Annotated in this window: 16 protein-coding genes; 7 read left to right on the top strand and 9 right to left on the bottom strand. The window is 34.5% G+C overall.

Going from position 1 to position 18,213, the window contains the following annotated elements:
- Window positions 1-14 precede the first annotated feature (14 nt).
- On the top strand, window positions 15-722 hold the full coding sequence (gene pyrH, locus KKG99_08400) for a UMP kinase (protein MBU1013014.1): 708 nt from the start codon (window positions 15-17) through the stop codon (window positions 720-722).
- Between the two features lie 59 nt (window positions 723-781).
- Window positions 782-1,345 (top strand): ribosome recycling factor, encoded by a 564-nt coding sequence (frr, locus tag KKG99_08395; protein MBU1013013.1) that lies wholly within the window; start codon window positions 782-784, stop codon window positions 1,343-1,345.
- 20 nt (window positions 1,346-1,365) lie between these two features.
- Here the strand turns inward: frr and KKG99_08390 are convergent, their stop codons facing one another.
- A complete protein-coding gene (locus tag KKG99_08390; protein ID MBU1013012.1) occupies window positions 1,366-2,460 on the bottom strand; it encodes an AI-2E family transporter in 1,095 nt (364 codons plus the stop codon).
- A gap of 94 nt (window positions 2,461-2,554) precedes the next feature.
- Here KKG99_08390 and KKG99_08385 point away from each other — a divergent pair, with 94 nt between their 5' ends.
- Window positions 2,555-2,878, top strand: coding sequence for a prolipoprotein diacylglyceryl transferase (locus tag KKG99_08385; protein MBU1013011.1), 324 nt, complete (start codon window positions 2,555-2,557; stop codon window positions 2,876-2,878).
- Here the strand turns inward: KKG99_08385 and KKG99_08380 are convergent.
- From KKG99_08380 to lpxK, 3 genes are all read right to left on the bottom strand, one after another.
- Window positions 2,875-3,648 (bottom strand): UDP-2,3-diacylglucosamine diphosphatase, encoded by a 774-nt coding sequence (locus KKG99_08380; protein MBU1013010.1) that lies wholly within the window; start codon window positions 3,646-3,648, stop codon window positions 2,875-2,877. The two genes, KKG99_08385 and KKG99_08380, sit on opposite strands and share 4 nt — an antisense overlap.
- A 99-nt stretch (window positions 3,649-3,747) precedes the next feature.
- Entirely contained in the window at window positions 3,748-4,557 is an 810-nt protein-coding gene (locus tag KKG99_08375; protein MBU1013009.1) for a purine-nucleoside phosphorylase, read from the bottom strand.
- On the bottom strand, window positions 4,508-5,593 hold the full coding sequence (gene lpxK, locus KKG99_08370; protein MBU1013008.1) for a tetraacyldisaccharide 4'-kinase: 1,086 nt from the start codon (window positions 5,591-5,593) through the stop codon (window positions 4,508-4,510). The genes KKG99_08375 and lpxK overlap by 50 nt, the downstream gene beginning before the upstream one ends.
- A 169-nt stretch (window positions 5,594-5,762) precedes the next feature.
- Here lpxK and KKG99_08365 point away from each other — a divergent pair, with 169 nt between their 5' ends.
- Both KKG99_08365 and KKG99_08360 read left to right on the top strand, forming a co-directional pair.
- Window positions 5,763-6,857 (top strand): Nif3-like dinuclear metal center hexameric protein, encoded by a 1,095-nt coding sequence (locus KKG99_08365; protein ID MBU1013007.1) that lies wholly within the window; start codon window positions 5,763-5,765, stop codon window positions 6,855-6,857.
- Between the two features lie 17 nt (window positions 6,858-6,874).
- Window positions 6,875-7,720 (top strand): hypothetical protein, encoded by an 846-nt coding sequence (locus KKG99_08360; GenBank protein MBU1013006.1) that lies wholly within the window; start codon window positions 6,875-6,877, stop codon window positions 7,718-7,720.
- Window positions 7,721-7,779: 59 nt separating this feature from the next.
- Here KKG99_08360 and KKG99_08355 read toward each other — a convergent pair whose 3' ends face one another.
- Window positions 7,780-9,255 carry a hypothetical protein gene (locus KKG99_08355; GenBank protein ID MBU1013005.1) on the bottom strand — a complete coding sequence of 492 codons (1,476 nt, stop codon included), beginning with the start codon at window positions 9,253-9,255 and terminating at the stop codon, window positions 7,780-7,782.
- A 39-nt stretch (window positions 9,256-9,294) separates the two neighbouring features.
- The gene (locus tag KKG99_08350) at window positions 9,295-10,782 is read right to left on the bottom strand and encodes a hypothetical protein (GenBank protein MBU1013004.1); all 1,488 of its coding nucleotides are present in this window, start codon (window positions 10,780-10,782) and stop codon (window positions 9,295-9,297) included.
- A gap of 122 nt (window positions 10,783-10,904) precedes the next feature.
- Here KKG99_08350 and proS point away from each other — a divergent pair, with 122 nt between their 5' ends.
- Both proS and mazG read left to right on the top strand, forming a co-directional pair.
- Window positions 10,905-12,377 carry a proline--tRNA ligase gene (gene proS, locus KKG99_08345; protein ID MBU1013003.1) on the top strand — a complete coding sequence of 491 codons (1,473 nt, stop codon included), beginning with the start codon at window positions 10,905-10,907 and terminating at the stop codon, window positions 12,375-12,377.
- Between the two features lie 18 nt (window positions 12,378-12,395).
- Complete coding sequence (gene mazG / locus KKG99_08340) at window positions 12,396-13,169, top strand: nucleoside triphosphate pyrophosphohydrolase (protein MBU1013002.1); 774 nt, start codon at window positions 12,396-12,398, stop codon at window positions 13,167-13,169.
- A gap of 51 nt (window positions 13,170-13,220) precedes the next feature.
- Here the strand turns inward: mazG and KKG99_08335 are convergent, their stop codons facing one another.
- The 3 genes from KKG99_08335 to KKG99_08325 all read right to left on the bottom strand — a co-directional run bounded on the left by KKG99_08335 (window position 13,221) and on the right by KKG99_08325 (window position 18,119).
- Window positions 13,221-13,850, bottom strand: a complete 630-nt coding sequence (locus KKG99_08335; protein ID MBU1013001.1) for a peroxiredoxin — start codon at window positions 13,848-13,850, stop codon at window positions 13,221-13,223.
- Window positions 13,851-13,950: 100 nt separating this feature from the next.
- Complete coding sequence (locus tag KKG99_08330) at window positions 13,951-15,429, bottom strand: TolC family protein (protein ID MBU1013000.1); 1,479 nt, start codon at window positions 15,427-15,429, stop codon at window positions 13,951-13,953.
- 119 nt (window positions 15,430-15,548) lie between these two features.
- Window positions 15,549-18,119, bottom strand: a complete 2,571-nt coding sequence (locus tag KKG99_08325) for a S9 family peptidase (protein ID MBU1012999.1) — start codon at window positions 18,117-18,119, stop codon at window positions 15,549-15,551.
- Between the last annotated feature and the right edge of the window lie 94 nt (window positions 18,120-18,213).

Here is an 18,213-nt window from a genome sequence, read left to right as displayed (position 1 = left end):
ATTTTGGCATTTTTATGAAATATAAAAGAATTCTTTTAAAGCTGAGTGGGGAATCCTTAATGGGTGATCAACAATATGGCATTAATCAAGTGCGATTAAAAACCTATGCTTCAGAAATTGCGGAAGCGGCAAGTATGGGGGTTCAAATTGCTATAGTTATTGGCGGAGGGAATATCTTTCGTGGCCTTCAGGGAGCCGGTCAGGGTTTCGATCGTGCACAAGGTGATTATATGGGAATGCTTGCAACAGTAATCAACAGCTTGGCTCTTCAGTCGGCAATTGAGGAGCAAGGAAAAAATACCAAACTTTTATCAGGTTTGGCGATCGATCCCATTGCTGAGCCAATGTCGGGAAGAATAGCTAAGGAATATTTATCGAAAGGTACGATCGTGATTATTGGAGGAGGAACCGGAAACCCTTATTTTACAACTGATACTGCCTCTGCTTTAAGGGCAATTGAAATTAATGCCGATGCCATTTTTAAAGGAACTCGGGTTGATGGGGTCTATGATGCTGATCCTGAAAAATATCCGGAAGCTAAGAAGTTTAAAAATATTTCTTTTGATGAAGCGTATCAGAAGCAATTGAAAATTATGGATTTGACCGCTTTTACTTTATGTAAGGAAAATAAAATGCCAATATTTGTTTTCGATATGAATACTAAAGGCAATTTGAAAAAAGCGTTAATGGGTGAAGAAATCGGGACTATTGTAAAAAACTGAACATGATTAAAAGATTTTTTTAATTTTGCCCCCGCAAAATAATAATTAAGACTAAAATTATGAATGAAGAAGTACAATTTTGTTTGGATGAAGCAGAAGAGAGCATGCAGGGTGCGATGCTTCACCTCGAAAAAGGGTTTCAAAAGATCAGAGCAGGAAAAGCCAGTCCGCAAATGCTTGATGGTGTAATGGTCAATTATTATGGTGTACCTACTGCAATTGCTCAAACTGCCAATATTAATACTCCCGATCCAAGGCAAATCATAGTTCAGCCTTGGGATAAATCTATCCTTCACGATATCGAAAAAGCTATTCTGGCTGCAAATTTAGGCTTTAATCCTTCAAATGAAGGTGAAGTGTTAAGAATTCTTGTGCCAGCCATTACAGAGCAACGAAGACTTGAGCTTGTGAAGCAGGCTAAAGCTGAGGCTGAGAAATCAAAAATTAGTATCAGAAGTGCAAGAAGATCGGCAAATGAATATATCAAGCAACTAGAAAAAGAAGGACTAGCTGAAGATGAGGCAAAACGAACACAAGACATAATTCAGGAGCTTACGAATAAATTTATCGAAAAAGTTGATAAGCTTATGGATATAAAAGAAAATGATATTATGAAAGTATAAAACCTTGAAAGAGGTTTTATTTATAACTTCTCGGTAAGTTTTTGCACAATTCTGGATTGACTTAAAAATTCTTTTGCAACAATCCTGATCACAGTATAAGAAGGAATAGCCAGCATCATTCCCGGAATACCAGCCATACTGCCAGCCATGATAATTACAATAAAAATCTCAATTGGGCGGGCTTTCACACTATTTGAATAAATTAACGGTTGAAGCAGAAAGTTATCAAATAGATTTGCAATTGCAAATACTCCAACAATACCAAAGGCAAGAAAATCAATTTTATCATAAATTCCCATATTCAGAGATGTTGTAATTCCAAAAACAACACCCACAGTTGCTCCGATAATTGGTCCTAGGTAAGGAATAATATTCATTAATCCTCCCAAAAACCCAATAATAAGGGCTCCTTCAATTCCTAAAATAGACAATCCAACTGTAATAAGAATCATCATTGATAAAACTTCCATCATTAAGCCAATAAAATAGCGAGTTAAAAGTGATTTGGTTTGAGCAAGGATACGTTTCACTTTATCTATGTATTTTTCAGGGCTTAGTAGGAGTACAAGATTCTCAAACATTTTTTCTTCACGCAGAAAGAAGTAGGTTATAAAAAGAATGGAGAATAAGGCCATAAACAATGCACCGGTTGTGCTTAATAGGTTTTGAGCCAGACTTGAAAAGGTGGCAATGTTAACCATCGATTGAATTTGTGTCTCAATTGCTCCTTCAATGGATTTGTCGCCCGATAAAACATTATAATGGGCTAGAGTTTCCTTAAGTGAATCAATGGGTCCTTTAAAATAATTCACAAGTTCGGGAATATTAAGATTTGAAATCATTTGAGCTTGTGATAGGATTAGCGGAGTGAAAAACCAAATAAACCCGATAAAAGCAATAAAAATAATGAGCAGTGCCAATAATGCACTTAATCCGTGGGGCATTGAAAATTTCCAGAACTTAATTTTATCAAAGCGACGAACAAGCGGGTGCCCGATCATTGATAAAACGGCAGATATAATAACATAGATGACAATATCCGAAAAATACCAAATCATGAAAAGGGTTAATAAAAACCCAAATGCTGCGAAAAAAACCCGATATTTATTGTTCATATTGTAATTTTATATGAGGATACTAAAGTAGTAAATGTAAAGGTATAATAATTTTTATTTCTGATGCTGCAACCAACTAAAAACAACTTTTTCGATGACAGAGCCACTGAATTTTATTCAAAAACTTAAGAAACGCTGGGGGATCCAATCAGGTCTTCAGGTTATTATCATATTGATCGTTTTTTCGTGTACCGGATTTTCTGTACTCTACGTTGAAGACTTAATTCTGGAATTAATTAATTTGAACCATTCAAACAATTGGTGGATTGCCATCCTGATATTTCTTTTAATAACCTTACCGCTCTACAATGCTTTGTTGTTGATATACGGATTTATCTTTGGACAGTTTAAATTTTTCTGGAATTTTGAAAAACGATTTTTTGGAAGAATGATAAGCTTATTCGATAAGAAAATTTAAGCCTGTGTATAATATTTCAATTGCATCTTCTCACCATCAAAAACGGCATAACTAAAATTGGTGATCCAATCACCTAAAACAATCAGCTCGCAATTATTTGATAATGGATACTGAGTTGGGATATGCATATGCCCAAAGACAAAATAATTGATGTGAGGGAATTCTTTTAGTTTATCGGAAGCAAAAATATAGAGCATCTCTTTCTCAAGCGGGATTTTGTTTTCAGGCTTACCATCTCGTGCTATATTTGCAATTCTGCTTTTTTTAGAGAAATACAATCCCATTCTGGTTCCCAGATCAGGGTGCAGCCACTTAAACAGGAATTGATTTGGTTTAAACTCAAATACTTTTTTAAGAAATTTATAGCCTTTGTCTCCCGGTCCAAGGCCATCTCCATGAGCTAAATAAAACATTTTTGAACCAAACTGTGTAATGATCGGTTCGCGATGAAGCTTGATGTTTAATTCCTTTGTTAAATAATTGAAAGCCCAAATATCATGATTGCCTTTAAAAAGATGAATCTGGATTCCTTTATCACTAAGTTCTGCCAATTTACCCAAAAGCCTGACATAGCCTTTTGGAACAACTGTTTTGTATTCGAACCAAAAATCGAAGACATCGCCCATTAAAAAAATGATGGATGCATCTTCCTTAATTTCATCTAACCAGGAAACCAATAGTTTTTCACGTTTCAGGCTTCTTTCATAATCCGGAACGCCTAAATGGAAATCCGATGCAAAATAAATTTTGCCTTTGTTTTTATATGCGATGTTTTCAGAAATTTCCAAGTTGAATATTATTTATTGCAATGATACTAATTTTCATCTGACCCGACATGAGAAATTAATTCCGGAACAAAATAAGCCAATTTATAAGGCTTCTAAAAGTTCTTTTATAATAATGGTCATTTTAGGTTCGACTGTGCTTGCTGCATCAATTACCTCCTGATGAGAAATTTCGACAATTTCACCTTCAATCCCCAGATCAGAGATAACCGATATGGCAAAGCAGGTCAAATTCATGTGCCGGGCTACGATCACTTCCGGTATTGTAGACATACCAACTGCATCAGCTCCAAGGGTATGAATATATTTATATTCGGCCGGAGTTTCAAAAGTAGGACCGGAAACTCCTGCATAAATTCCTTTTTGGTATTTGATATTGTGATGACGTGCAATTTTAGTTGCTTCTTTAATTAAGTTCTTGTCATAAACCTCACTCATATCCGGAAAGCGCAGGCCTAATTCGTCGAAGTTTTTTCCGATTAATGGGTTGGGCATCAGGTTAATATGATCGGTTATCAGCATAATGTCACCTACCTCAAACGAAGGATTAACTCCTCCACTTGCATTTGATACGATCAAAGTATCAATCCCAAGAGACTTCATCACACGTACGGGGAAAGTAACTTCATGCATTGTATAACCTTCATAATAATGAAAGCGTCCTTGCATCGCAACAACATTTTTCCCACCTAAAATTCCAAATATTAACCTGCCTTGATGACCTACAACTGTTGATACAGGAAAATTTGGAACCGATTCATATGGAATTATGTGTTTTATTTCGATTTCGTTTACCAATCCTCCTAATCCGGTTCCAAGGATGATCCCAACTTTTGGTTTATGATCAAATTGGCTGTTTATATAATTTACTGTTTCCTGGATGCGTGCTAACATATTCTAAAATTTGATTATTTATTTCAGTTTCTCCTCCTGCATGAAATTTGATTTCAATGGGTGTGTAATATACTGGTAAATCATTTATTTGTTTAATTAAATCAGTTTTAATGATGCGCATGGCATCTTTTTCTGTAGTAATGATAATTTTATTCCTCGAAAAAATTTCGGCATAGGTATGTTTTATTTTTTCAATATCCTTTGGTATATACTTATGATGATCGGGAAAGTTCATGGTAATTAGTTCACTACAAAATGTTTTGAGATATTCCTGAAGCGGATATGAATTTGCAATTCCTGCAAAGAGTAATATTGTATTATATCTGGCTCTTTCGGTTATTTGTTTAACGCCTGGTATTGGTACGAAATCACCATTTTTTACATATGAGAAATATAATTTTTGGTGCTTAAGTGGTTTGATTAACTCAGTTAACCGGCGTTTGGTGATAGGTGAGAAAACAGAAAAAGTTTTGGTCACAATAATAATATCAGCCCTTTTAAACCCTGATCTGAACTCACGAAGGGTACCTGTTGGTATTGGGTAATCATTTACAAAAAGTTTATGATAATCGGTTAATAAGATTGATAATCCCGGTTTTATAAAACGATGTTGATAAGCGTCATCAAGCAAAATGCATCCTAGTTTTGGAAATAAATTTTTTAGGATTTTAATTCCTCTTCTGCGATAAGCATCAACACTTACTTCAATTTTATCAAATTTTTGTTTGTATTGAAGTGATTCATCACCAATGTCGAAGTAGGTTGATTTTTTATTTGCAAGAACAAAGCCATTTGATTTTCGGCCATAGCCACGACTTAATGTTGCAATTTTAAATTTATCTTGTAGTAATCGTATCAGGTATTCAATATGAGGTGTTTTTCCGGTTCCGCCATACGAAAGGTTTCCAACAGAAATGACAGGAATATTAAAACTTTCCGAAGGTAAAATCCCCCAGTCAAAAAGTTTATTTCGGAAGGCCATAAATAGCCCATATAGACAAGCTACCGGAAATAAAATTATTCTGATGATGTTCACAGCTTAAAATTACAAAGTAAATTTTAAAAAACAACAACAATAAAATTAATCAAAATTTCAATTCCATTGGTTTCACATAGGGTAATAAATGTTATATCTTTGATAAATTCAGGAAGATACAATTAAAAAAGATCAGTTGTAAGATTGATATAACCGAATAAGCAAGAGAATGAAAATTGAAAGTTTGATTAGTATTTTAGAGGACTATGCCCCAATTCCTTTGCAAGAAAGCTACGATAATTCAGGGTTAATTATTGGCCATCCTCAGGATGAAGTTAAGAATGCATTGATTTGCCTAGATGTTACGGAAGGAGTTTTAAAGGAGGCAATTGATAAAGGTTTTGAGTTGATTATTTCTCATCATCCCTTAATTTTTAAAGGGATCAACAAAATTAATCGAAAAAATTCAGTTGAACGGATTATCGTAGATGCGATAAAGTATAATATTGCTGTTTATGCCATGCATACAAATGTGGATAATATTATTCAGGGTGTGAATGGAACGATTGCACAAAAACTTGGTTTGACAAATATTTCCGTTCTGGATACTAAGAAAGACTTATTTCGTAAAATTGTCACTTTTTGTCCTCATAATTATGCTGAAAAGGTGCGTAATGCTTTATTTGAAGCCGGATCTGGCCAAATTGGGGATTATGATAGTTGTTCTTTTAACTCTGAAGGAACAGGTACATTTAAAGGTAATGATGAAACAAACCCATTTGTAGGAGCGAAAAATGAATTGCATTATGAAGCCGAGATCAGGATAGAAACCATTTATCCGTTTCATAAAGAACAAAAAATAATTGATGCATTGCTTTCATCACATCCATACGAGAAGGTGGCATTTGATATTTTTAAACTTGAAAATCAATATCAGGAATTTGGTTCAGGTATAGTTGGGGAATTGAAAACAGAATTGGATGAAGTAGTTTTTTTGGATCAGTTAAAAAATATTTTCAATATACACACCATCAGGCATAGTAAATTGTTGGATAAACCAATTAAGCGTGTTGCTGTTTGTGGAGGAGCAGGTAGCTTTCTGATCAAGAAAGCAATATCAAGTGGTGCCGATATTTTTATTACCGGTGATATTAAGTATCACGACTTTTTTGAAGCTGAAGATAAATTGATAATTGCCGACATTGGACACTATGAAAGTGAACAATTTACAAAAGAATTAATCCATACAATACTTATTGAAAAAATCCCTAACTTTGCACTCCAAATTTCGGGACTAAATACGAACCCCATAAATTACTTTTAAATAAAAATATAATTATTATGGCAAAAGCAGAAGCTAAAAATAATGAATCAGAATTAGAACCAACTGTGGCCGGCGAAGAGACCAAGCAAGCAGGTTATGTATTCTCAAATGAATCTGAAGATAACCTTCAAGTTACAATAGAGAAGAAACTTAGAGCACTTTATAATCTTCAGTTGATTGATTCCCATATAGATAAAATTCGCATTGTTAGAGGTGAGTTGCCATTGGAAGTTCAGGATCTGGAAGATGAAATAGCAGGTTTAGACACAAGGATCGAAAAATATACACTCGAATTGGATTCTTTGAGCAATCAAATCGTTGAAAAAGAAGCTGCTATTAAGGAAAGCCAGGCGATGATAAAAAAATATCAGGAGCAACAAATGAACGTTCGGAACAATCGTGAATATGACTCAATAAGCAAAGAGTTAGAATTTCAGAATCTGGAAATTCAGTTGAGTGAAAAGAGAATAAAAGAGTTTTCATTTAAACTTGAAAATATTAAAGCTGAGATAAAAAAATCTCAAGTGATTCTTGATGAACGTAAGAATGATTTGGCAATTAAGAAAAGTGAGCTAGAGGATATTATTATTGATACTGAAAATGAAGAATCAGATTTATTGACTAAATCAAAAACAAACCAAAAATTTGTTGAAGAAAGAATGGTTGTTGCTTATCAACGAATCAGAAAAAATGCACGAAATGGTTTAGCGGTTGTAAAAATAGAAAGAGATTCTTGTGGTGGATGTTTTAACAAGATTCCTCCTCAACACCAATTGGATATCCGTATGCATAAAAAAATCATAGTATGCGAGTATTGTGGCCGAATTTTAGTTGACGACGCAATTGCCGAGGCAGTTGAATAGCAAAATGAACTCATAAAAAAAGGGGCTGAATTTTCAGCCCCTTTTTTTATATAATTTGACTAGAATCTATAACCGTAAGTGATTAAGAAATTTGAATTATTAAAACTATTTACTGCTTTATTGGCGGTTACATTCTTATATCCGTACAAGTAGTAATCTTCACTTTGATTTGTAATTACCCATGCAACATCAAAATAAAAGTTCCGTTCTTTATATCCAATGCCCAATGAATAAGAAGTAGCTGAGGCATCATTGATATTTTTCTTGTAAGGGCTGCCATAGTAACTGAACCCCCCTCTAAAGCTAAAGTTTTTAACCCGCCATTCAGTCCCTAGTTTTATATTACCAGCGGCGGTATAAGTCATTCGAACATCATCGTTTTCTGATGCAAAATTATAATTAGGTGCTTGAAGTTTTGCAGTCGAATAATCAATTACTTCAAAATCGGCACTAATAAGTCCGTAATTTTTAATAATAAAGGCAACACTGGCCAAGGTTTTAAGTGGACTTGTCAGATTATATTCGTAAAAACCAACTGGTGAATAGGCAGTAGTATCACTATAACTATCCCATGTCGATCCTATTGAAATATCCCATTCATCCTGAATTTGAGCAAAATAAGTAGGAGTATGTATTGCTAAGCCAAACCTTAACCAATCGTTGGCGCGGTAAATTGCGCCAAGTTTAAAATTGAAACCGGTGCCTTTTGAATCTAATCTATCTTCAATTGCAAGGGACCGAAAAGTTGAGCTCGGAATATTAGAACTTAAAGCATTTTCAGTATAAGTACTTCTTTCCTGATAATTATAATAAAGGATTCCAATGGTGGCACCTAAATAAAGTTTGTTATCATAATTAGCTCCAAAAGTAAGACTGACTTCATTCATAGAGCCCCATGACTCAATAAATTTATTTTGATATACGCCACCGGGAGGTGTATTTCCATAATATTGGTTTGTGTTTTCAATATTATTAAATAAAAAAGACCACCACGCAGGGTTTAGGTCATAGGTGTATTCACCATAAGTATCATCTTCAATTTCCAGGACACTAGATCCATTTGCTAATTCAGCATACATATCGGCAATTGAATTTGAGGTGTTATTCCCAACAATATGAATCGATCGGTTAAAGTTTTTTAATTGATTATGGCCAAAGCCAAATTGAACATTTTTCCATTTACCATAGGTCTGAATATTTAAATATTCTTTGGTTAAAACAATTCCTATATTACCTAGCGAAGTATTAAAGCGTGAATCTGTTCCTTTGTCTCCATTATATACTGATTCAGATTTTGAGTTCAGTAATGATGAAGAGATATTAAATTCAGGATTATTGAACAATCCAATTCCTGCTGGATTAGTGCTGAAAACCGAAGTATTGGCCCCCAAGGCTCCAAATGCTCCTCCCATACTCATGTATCTTGCATTCCCTCCATGCCAGATGTATGAATATCGTAGTGCATCCAGCGCACTTTGAGCAAATGTAACAGTACTCCCTAAGAAAAATATGATTGCAAATATTATCTTTCTCATAACGAATTTGTATTTGACTATTTATAAAATGATGAATTTTTATTTTCTCTCACCTCTTGATCCTCCTCCGGATGAACTTCCAGATGATGATGAGCTACTGCTAGATGAACCTTGAACCGATGATCCACTACTTGATCCTGAAGATACACTTCTACTGCCTGATCCTGTGGGTGCTGAATAAGAACCAGATGATCTGCTAGGAGTTGAATAAGATCTACTTCCTGAAGAGGATGGTCTTGTTATTGAGATTGGCCTTCCGTTCGATTGTGCAGGCGATGAATAATTCTTGCTTGATCTTGAAGGAGCAGTGATTATTTTCCTTGTAGAATTTCCTACAGTATTAGTTGACTGCCTTGTATTTGACGGAGTACCAATTTTAGCTCCCGAATTTATGCTTTTTGGAGGAGTACTATATTGTCGTGTATTGGTATTTCTATTATTTGGTGAATTAAAGGTATTTGGTTTACTATATTTTAAAACGGGTTTTTGATAGGTTTTAACAGTATTTGTGCTTTGATTGTTAATTCTTTGAGAATTTATAATACTGCTGTTTCTATTTGCTTGAGGTTTACTATACGATTTTTGAGTTTGAATAGTTGTTTTTTCTTGATTAGTTGACCTATCAGCATTATTTAATCTACTATAAGGAAGATTTAAATTACCGCCGGCCGATCCATTGGCAATAGTGGTATTACTACGATTTCTTCCGGTCGAAGGAGTTCCTGTAGTTAGTGATTTGTTTGTAAATGCCTTAGGGTCTCTATTGTTAGTTCGTTCGGCATTGTTTGGGTTTCGATCCTCTCGAGAAGCATAATATTTTTTCTCGTACATTTCACCAAAAGTGCCTTGCGTTCTGGAAGAGCGGTCATAATTTCGCCCATTACTAGGACGGTGGCGATAATATTCCGAATAACTATCCTGACTATTGTAATAATAACCTTGTGTATAGTAATAAGGATTATAATAACCGTATCCGTAACCATAATAATTGTACCCATAATAACCAATTCCGTAATGAGGCCAACCATAATAATAGGGCCAACCCATACCATAACCACCAAAACCCCAACTTAAACCTATATGGAAATTCCCATACCAGCCAAAGTTGTCGTAAGGGTACATCCATGCTAAGTTTGAGTAAATGCTGCTTCCCCATAAATATGGGTTCGACTCATACCAATACATATTGGTATAGTAGTTATTATAATAGCCGAAACTATTGTATGGGTGATGAAATCTTCGGAGTCTTGCAGTATATAAGTAATTATAATATGAGTTAAAGTCCGGGCCATATTCCGGATTTTCGTCTAAATATATTGTATCTTGGCCTTCTTCTGCATATTCCGGATCATATTCTCCTTCATAAACCTCAACTTCATTATAGCCATTATTATCGGCTACTGTATTATTATTTTGATCTTGTCCATTATAATAAACATCATCATACGGAATAGAACTATAATAAGTTGTTGAGCAGGAAGATAGGAAAATGATTGTAATAATTAGAAGTGTAAGTTTGGTTTTCATGGTATTTCCCTCCTTTAATATTGTTGTAATTCAATCGTTCGTGTTAATGTACAGAATTATTTTAGTATTTTTGCCATTATTAAACACTCTAAAATTAAGCAAATACTATACCAAAATTAAATATGGCTAAAAATTTTTCAACAAGAGAGGAAAACTACTCTCAATGGTATAATGAACTGGTTGTAAAGGCAGATTTAGCAGAAAATTCAGCTGTTAGGGGATGTATGGTCATTAAACCATATGGATATGCAATTTGGGAAAAGATGCAAGCCGCCTTGGATAAAATGTTTAAAGATACCGGGCATGAAAATGCATATTTCCCTTTATTTATCCCAAAGTCCTTTTTTAATAAGGAAGCCAGTCATGTAGAAGGGTTTGCCAAAGAGTGCGCCGTAGTCACACATTATCGTTTGAAGATATCTGAGAATGGAAAAGACATTGTAGTAGATGAAGATGCTAAACTTGAGGAAGAATTGATTATTAGACCGACCTCTGAAACCATTATTTGGGATACTTATAGAAAGTGGATTCAGTCATACCGTGATTTACCGTTACTTATCAACCAATGGGCAAATGTTGTTAGATGGGAAATGAGAACCCGATTGTTTTTGAGAACTGCCGAATTCTTATGGCAAGAAGGTCATACTGCTCACGAAACTAGCCAGGAAGCGAAGGAAGAGACTTTAAAAATATTGGATATTTATGCAAATTTTGTTGAGAACTGGATGGCAGTCCCGGTATTAAAAGGGATGAAATCGCAAAGTGAAAAATTTGCAGGAGCTATCGATACCTATTGTATAGAGGCTTTGATGCAGGATGGTAAGGCTTTACAAGCAGGAACCTCGCATTTTTTGGGCCAAAATTTCGCCAAAGCTTTTGATGTAAAATTTTTATCAAAAGAAAATAAGCTAGAGTATGTTTGGGCTACCAGTTGGGGAGTATCAACACGATTAATAGGGGCTTTGATTATGTCGCATTCTGATGATAAAGGATTGGTATTGCCTCCAAAACTTGCTCCGGTTCAGGTTGTTATTATCCCGATTTATAAAACGGATGAACAACTTGAACAATTAAATGAAAAAGTCAAATCAATTAAGCAACTCCTCGAATCAAAAGGAATTTCTGTTAAATATGATAATAGGGATACCTATAAACCGGGTTGGAAATTTTCGGAATATGAATTTAAGGGAGTTCCTGTTCGTTTGGCAATAGGGCCAAGGGATTTGGAAAATAATAGCATCGAAATTGCAAGAAGGGATACCCTAAATAAGGAAATTGTTCCTATTGAAGGAATTGAAAATGTTATTGTGAAACTTCTTGATGATATTCAGCATAATCTATATCAAAGGGCTTTACATTTAAGAGAAAATAATACTTTTAGTGTAGATACCTGGGATGAATTTAAAGAACAAATTGAAAAAGGGGGATTTGTGATGGCCCATTGGGATGGAGCTCCTGAAACTGAGTTAAAGATTAAAGAAGAAACAAAAGCAACCATTCGTACCATTCTTTTGAATAACCCTCAAGAAGAAGGTAAATGCATTTTTTCCGGAAGCCCTTCGAAGGAAAGAGTGGTATTTGCCAAAGCATATTAATTTTCAAATACACAAAATATGTTGGATGAACGTTTATTGGCTTTCAAGAGATTGCTTGATATTATGGATGAACTAAGGGCTAAATGTCCTTGGGATAAGGAGCAAACCCTTGAGAGTTTAAGATACCTCACCATCGAAGAAACCTATGAACTTTCTGAAGCTATTTTAGATAAGGATTTGGATGGTATAAAAAAGGAATTAGGTGACTTAATGTTACATCTTGTTTTTTATGCAAAAATTGGAGAAGAGCATAATGCTTTTAATATCACAGATGTTTTAAGCTCAATTTCTGAGAAATTAATCTATCGTCATCCTCATATTTTTGGAGATATTAAAGTGAAAAATGCTGAAGAGGTAAAGGATAATTGGGAAAGCCTCAAACTTAAAGGGGGATATAAATCAGTTCTTGAAGGGGTACCATTATCACTTCCTCCTCTTGTAAAAGCATACCGTATGCAGGAAAAGGCCAGGGGAGTTGGGTTCGATTGGGAAAAGCCCGAACAGGTATGGGAAAAGGTTATAGAGGAGTTAAACGAACTAAAATCTGAAGTCGACAATAAGGGCAGTAAGGAAAGAATGGAAAGTGAATTGGGCGATTTGTTATTTGCATTGGTTAATTATGCCCGTTTTCTGGAAATTAACCCTGAAGATGCTTTGGAACGCACGAATAAAAAATTTAAATCCCGATTTCAGTATTTAGAGGAACATGCAAAGAAACTTGGTAAATCATTGCGCGAAATGAGCTTAGCTGAAATGGATGTATACTGGGAAGAAGCAAAAAAACTGGAATAAAAAAGCCCTTGAAAAAGGGCTTTTTTATATGATAAAAGTTTTAGATCCTATTTATTTTGAAAGATATTTTGCAACACCTTCTGCAGTTGCTTTCATTCCTTCGTCTCCTGCATGCCAGTCTGCAGGGCAAACTTCGCCATTTTCTTCGAAAAATTGCAATGCATCAACCATTCTTAAGGCTTCGGTAACACTACGGCCTAATGGAAGATCATTGACTACCTGATGGCGAACAACCCCTTGTTTATCAATCAAAAATAATCCGCGATATGCAACAGCATCTCCGTCAAATTCAAGTTCTCCATCGTCGGTATAATCATATTCACCGGCTAAAACATCGTAATTTTCAGAAATGGTTTTTGATAAATCAGATACCAAAGGAAATTTAACTCCTTTAATACCGCCATTGTTTTTTTCAGTATTTAGCCATGCCCGATGTGAAAATTTTGAATCAACTGAACAGCCAACCACGGCAACGTTTCTTTTTTCAAATTCTTCTATTTTATCTTGAAATGCAATTACTTCAGTGGGACAAACGAAAGTGAAATCAAGTGGATAAAAGAAAAATACAACATGTTTTTTGCCAATAAATTGCTCCAAAGAGAATCTTTCTACAAATTCACCTCCGTTAACAACGGCATCTGCTTCAAATAAAGGTGCTTTTTTACCTACTAATACAGCCATTTTTTCATTTAATTTTTAAGGTTTAATTTTCAATTTAAATGCAAATATATAAAATTTTATTTATTTATAATATTTCTAAATTGAAAAATAGTTGCTTAACTTATTCAACTTCACTTATATTGAATTCAATTTTTTTATTGTTCTTGAAATCATATAAGGTCAGTTTTCTGATCGTAAAGTAATTGGTCCAATAGGTTTGAAGCGATTGATAATAGGATTTTCTGGCATTGTCGTTGTCAATCTGAGCATTGTTGAGTTCCAATACATCATTAACTTTTCCAATCAAATATCTCTGTTGAGTTACTTCATAACGTTTTTGAGCAACAGTATCTGATTTTGCTGCGATCATCAATTGATTTTTTTGCATTGCAAATTGCATCACCTTCAAATAAATATTCTGTTCAAAATCTATTCTCTCCTGTTCAATAGAAGTACGTGTTAATTCGGCACTTGATTCGGCCATTTTGATTTGGCCCCTGGCTTTACCCCAATCTAAAATAGGAATTGTAATTCCGAGTGATAATTGCTGTTGTTCCAGCGGATTAGTGTATGATCCTCTTACCGATTCAGCAGTCTGAGTGAGTCCATAAACCGCATTAAGTGTAGCATCTATTCGTCCATCCATCTTTGCTTTATTAACATCAGATTCAGCCTCTAGTAGTCTCCGATCAAATGCCAGTGCAGTTGAAGTGTTTTCCTTAGCTTCTTTTATTGCTTTATCAATGTCTATATCAAAATGAAAAGTTTCAGCAGGAGGGATTAATTCAATAATCGCGTCCGATTTTATTCTTAAGAATGATTTAAGAATGAACAACACATTCTCGTAATCCAATTGCGCATTTTCTTGCGCTCCTTGGGCCCTTAATAAATTTAATTCGAGTTGAAGCAACTCATTTTCTGCAATTTTTCCAAGCTGGTACCTGCCTTTTGCAATGTTATATAGTGTATCATAACTGTATAAATTCTTCTTCGCAATTTCTTTTTGAATTTGGGCCGCAAGTAAGTTGAAAAAATGGTTTATAGCTGTAAGTGATACTTGTTCAACATTCTCAATATAAATTTTACTTGCTTCATCATAGATCATCGGTTCAATTTTTCGATCCCATTTAAATGAATTATATTGGAAAAGGGGTTGACTATAGCCAATATTAATCGGAGTAGAATTATAAGCTGTACTTTTATTATCTCCAAAAACGTTATCATTTCGCCTAAGTCCGGAAGTTAAAAATATTTGACCACCTGTAAGACCAATTCTTTGTCTTACTGACATATCAAGTGAGTATTTTGTAAAATTTTGGCTTACATAGTCTTCTGTTCCATCAGGCAAAGTAATGTCTGTGATTGAATGGTTAATATTGGGTAAAGTACCGCTCAAACTTATTGCCGGTAAGTTTGAAGCCTTAAAGGACCTATATTGCCAATAGCTTCTGCGAAACCTATGCTTGGCAATTAAAGCATCAGGTGATTGTTGTTTTGCAATGTACAGGACATCATCCAAAGTTAATCGGTTAACTTCAGTTTGAGCAACGAGGATCAGTGACTGAATGCTTATTAAAAAGATTAAGAAGTATTTCATCATTAGATGTATTTTTATTCGTAATAAATTCTATGTTAAATCAAAGTCGATTTTCTCAATATTTTTGTAAGCAGGCAAACTAAATAAATGGCCTTATTTGAAATAATAAGGCCATTTATTTATTATTTACTTTCTGTTTTGCTAGGAGACGTTTTAAATTCTCTGTTCATTTCGAAAATATCGGTGCTGATAGAAGAATCCCCAATCAAATACTGGCAGAAGTAATCTGCTTTGAGCCAGAAAAAATATTCGGATTGATCACCGTAACCATGCCTTTGTCCAGGGAAATTAAAGAAATCAAATCGTTTATTCGCTTTTATCAAAGCATTGGCCATGCGAATGGTATTACCCGGGTGAACATTATTGTCAATATCACCTGTTGTCAGCAATAATTTCCCTTTAAGATTTTTGGCCAATTGTGAATTTTTTTCAATTTCGTAAACGAATTTGATTTCATTTTCCTTTTCGATCAATTCTTTTACACCATGGTGTTTTTCGCTCCACCAACGGTTATAAATGTTATTTTCATGATTTCCTGAGGAGGAAACAGCTACTTTAAAGAAATCGGGATATTGGCACAAGGCTGCAGTTGACATGAATCCGCCACCCGAATGACCAGTGATCCCTACTTTGTTAATATCGATATAATTATACTTATCGGCTAATTGTTGGGCAACATATTTTTTATCTGCCAATCCGTAATCTCTTAAATTGCCATAACCATAATTGTGGTACCATTTTGACCTGGCAGGGTGTCCGCCTCTATTTCCTATGGTGATAACGATAAATCCTAATTGAGCCAGGCGGTCTGTATTATCCATTCGGGCAGAGAATGAAGAATTTACTGCTTCAGTTTGTGGACCAGGATAAACATACTGGATCATTGGGTATTTAATGGTTGAATCAAAATTAAAAGGTTTGTACATAACTCCATATAGATCTGTGATTCCATCGGCAGCTTTAGCCTTAAAAATTTCTGGGAATTGATAACCGGCAGCAAATAAATTCCTTAAGTCAGCTGTTTCAAGATCCATTACTAAACGACCGGCATTGTCTCTAATCTCTGATTTTGGAATTGTATTAACTCTTGAATAATTATTTACAAAATATCGGTAGGTATCACTCATTGCATTGCTTCCACGAAAACCAACCAAACCGGTACTGGTATAATTGCCTTTATTTAAAAGCTGTAATCCGCTTCCGTCAAAGTTAACTTTATATAAATGCTGATAGTATGGATCTTCATCAACTTCACGACCATTAGCTACAAAATAAATAACCCTGCTTTTTTCATCCACTTTAATAACATCTTCGCAATGCCATGGACCACTTGTTATCTGATTTTTTAGTTTTCCATTGCCATCAAATAGATATAAATGTGCCCATCCGTCTCTTTCAGACCAATAAATTATTTCATTGCCGTTATCTACAAGGTGAACCGATTTTGTTTCAACATAGGTGTTCATCCTTTCATCAATCAAAGCTTTAACTTCACCATTGTCAAGATTTAAAACACAGAAATCATTTTTGTGAAGATTTCGGCTAATCCTGTTAAAATATATTTTGTTGGAAGATTTAGATAACCAAATTGTCGGAACATAATCAGGGATTCGTTCTTTGTTCGACAGATTGGCAGTTTCAACACTAATAGTTTGATCTTTAAAAGCTTCGACTTTGTATTTTTTTCCTTCTTTTTTATCCATATCAAATACCCATAACTCGTCCTGAGGAGCTTCTTCCTCACCGGGTAATTGATATTTATAAGTTTCTATTGTTGGGCGCGGTTCAGCAATGCTATTAATGACCCATAGTTCTTTTACTTTTCTTGAATCGGTGCGCTCTAACGCAAACTTTTTTGAATCGGGTGACCATATAACTCTTGCACCTTGTCGTTTAGCTGATTCTTCTTTTGCTTTTTTTTCTGTTTCATTAAAGCTTGCAGTGTAACCTCCACCATAAGGATAGTATTGTTCACCATCCTTGGTTAACTGATGCTCAACAATTGTAGAATCTTTTTTATCATCTTCTTCTACTTTGGCTTTCAAATAATTTTCTTTATCCATCCAAAAAAGATTATAATCGCGTGCAAAAATTACATATTCTCCGTTAGGTGAAATATTAGCCCATCTGGGATCTTCTTTTTCTTCTTTCCAGTCTTTTATTTCATATAATTGTCCGGTCAAAATATTATATTCGAAATGGAAAATTTTTTTCTTGGTTTTTTTATCCTTTTCTATTTTCTTCTTATCTTTTCCATCTGATACTGTATCTGCCTTAATTTCTTCATCCTGAGTACTGGTCACATCAAATTGAAAAACGGTGTCACCTTTTTTAAATTTTGGTTTAATGACCGGAAGATGCTGATAATCATAAGGATCTTTGGTTATAAGTGTAATCATTCGAGCCATATTGTGATTGTCGAATAATGGGCTTTTTGTTTTTTTATCAAGATCAACAATATAAAAATTTATTCCATCAGAGGTTTCGTATGAATACCAAAAACGGTCACCTGTCGAAAGCCAGTTTGGATTAACACCTGTGCTGAATACCATTTTCTTAAGTTTTTCAGGAGAAAACCTTTCGGCTAAATGATAGTTTGCCTTAGTCAGAGGGCTAGGTTGTGCCATCATATTTGTCACGGGTATAGCCAGTAACAAAATGATTAAATTGAAAACAAGGATTTTTTTATTCATGATGTAAAATGTTTAATTTTCCAGATAATTAGTAAATTATAAAAATGTCAATCTTTAGTTAATTCACGATTAATTAAAATAGTTCCATTCTAAA

The sequence above is a fragment of the Bacteroidota bacterium genome, assembly GCA_018816945.1.
GTDB lineage: Bacteria > Bacteroidota > Bacteroidia > Bacteroidales.
The sequence above is the reverse complement of the archived record's forward strand: the minus strand, read 5'-3'. Positions and strand labels throughout refer to the sequence as shown.

Bases quoted from the DNA above. Each gene is read 5' to 3' on its own strand.
- pyrH (MBU1013014.1), top strand. From the start codon at position 15: ATGAAATATAAAAGAATTCTTTTAAAGCTGAGTGGGGAATCCTTAATG.
- frr (MBU1013013.1), top strand. From the start codon at position 782: ATGAATGAAGAAGTACAATTTTGTTTGGATGAAGCAGAAGAGAGCATG.
- KKG99_08390 (MBU1013012.1), bottom strand. From the start codon at position 2,460: ATGAACAATAAATATCGGGTTTTTTTCGCAGCATTTGGGTTTTTATTA.
- KKG99_08385 (MBU1013011.1), top strand. From the start codon at position 2,555: ATGACAGAGCCACTGAATTTTATTCAAAAACTTAAGAAACGCTGGGGG.
- KKG99_08375 (MBU1013009.1), bottom strand. From the start codon at position 4,557: ATGTTAGCACGCATCCAGGAAACAGTAAATTATATAAACAGCCAATTT.
- KKG99_08365 (MBU1013007.1), top strand. From the start codon at position 5,763: ATGAAAATTGAAAGTTTGATTAGTATTTTAGAGGACTATGCCCCAATT.
- KKG99_08360 (MBU1013006.1), top strand. From the start codon at position 6,875: ATGGCAAAAGCAGAAGCTAAAAATAATGAATCAGAATTAGAACCAACT.
- KKG99_08355 (MBU1013005.1), bottom strand. From the start codon at position 9,255: ATGAGAAAGATAATATTTGCAATCATATTTTTCTTAGGGAGTACTGTT.
- KKG99_08350 (MBU1013004.1), bottom strand. From the start codon at position 10,782: ATGAAAACCAAACTTACACTTCTAATTATTACAATCATTTTCCTATCT.
- proS (MBU1013003.1), top strand. From the start codon at position 10,905: ATGGCTAAAAATTTTTCAACAAGAGAGGAAAACTACTCTCAATGGTAT.
- mazG (MBU1013002.1), top strand. From the start codon at position 12,396: ATGTTGGATGAACGTTTATTGGCTTTCAAGAGATTGCTTGATATTATG.
- KKG99_08335 (MBU1013001.1), bottom strand. From the start codon at position 13,850: ATGGCTGTATTAGTAGGTAAAAAAGCACCTTTATTTGAAGCAGATGCC.
- KKG99_08330 (MBU1013000.1), bottom strand. From the start codon at position 15,429: ATGATGAAATACTTCTTAATCTTTTTAATAAGCATTCAGTCACTGATC.
- KKG99_08325 (MBU1012999.1), bottom strand. From the start codon at position 18,119: ATGAATAAAAAAATCCTTGTTTTCAATTTAATCATTTTGTTACTGGCT.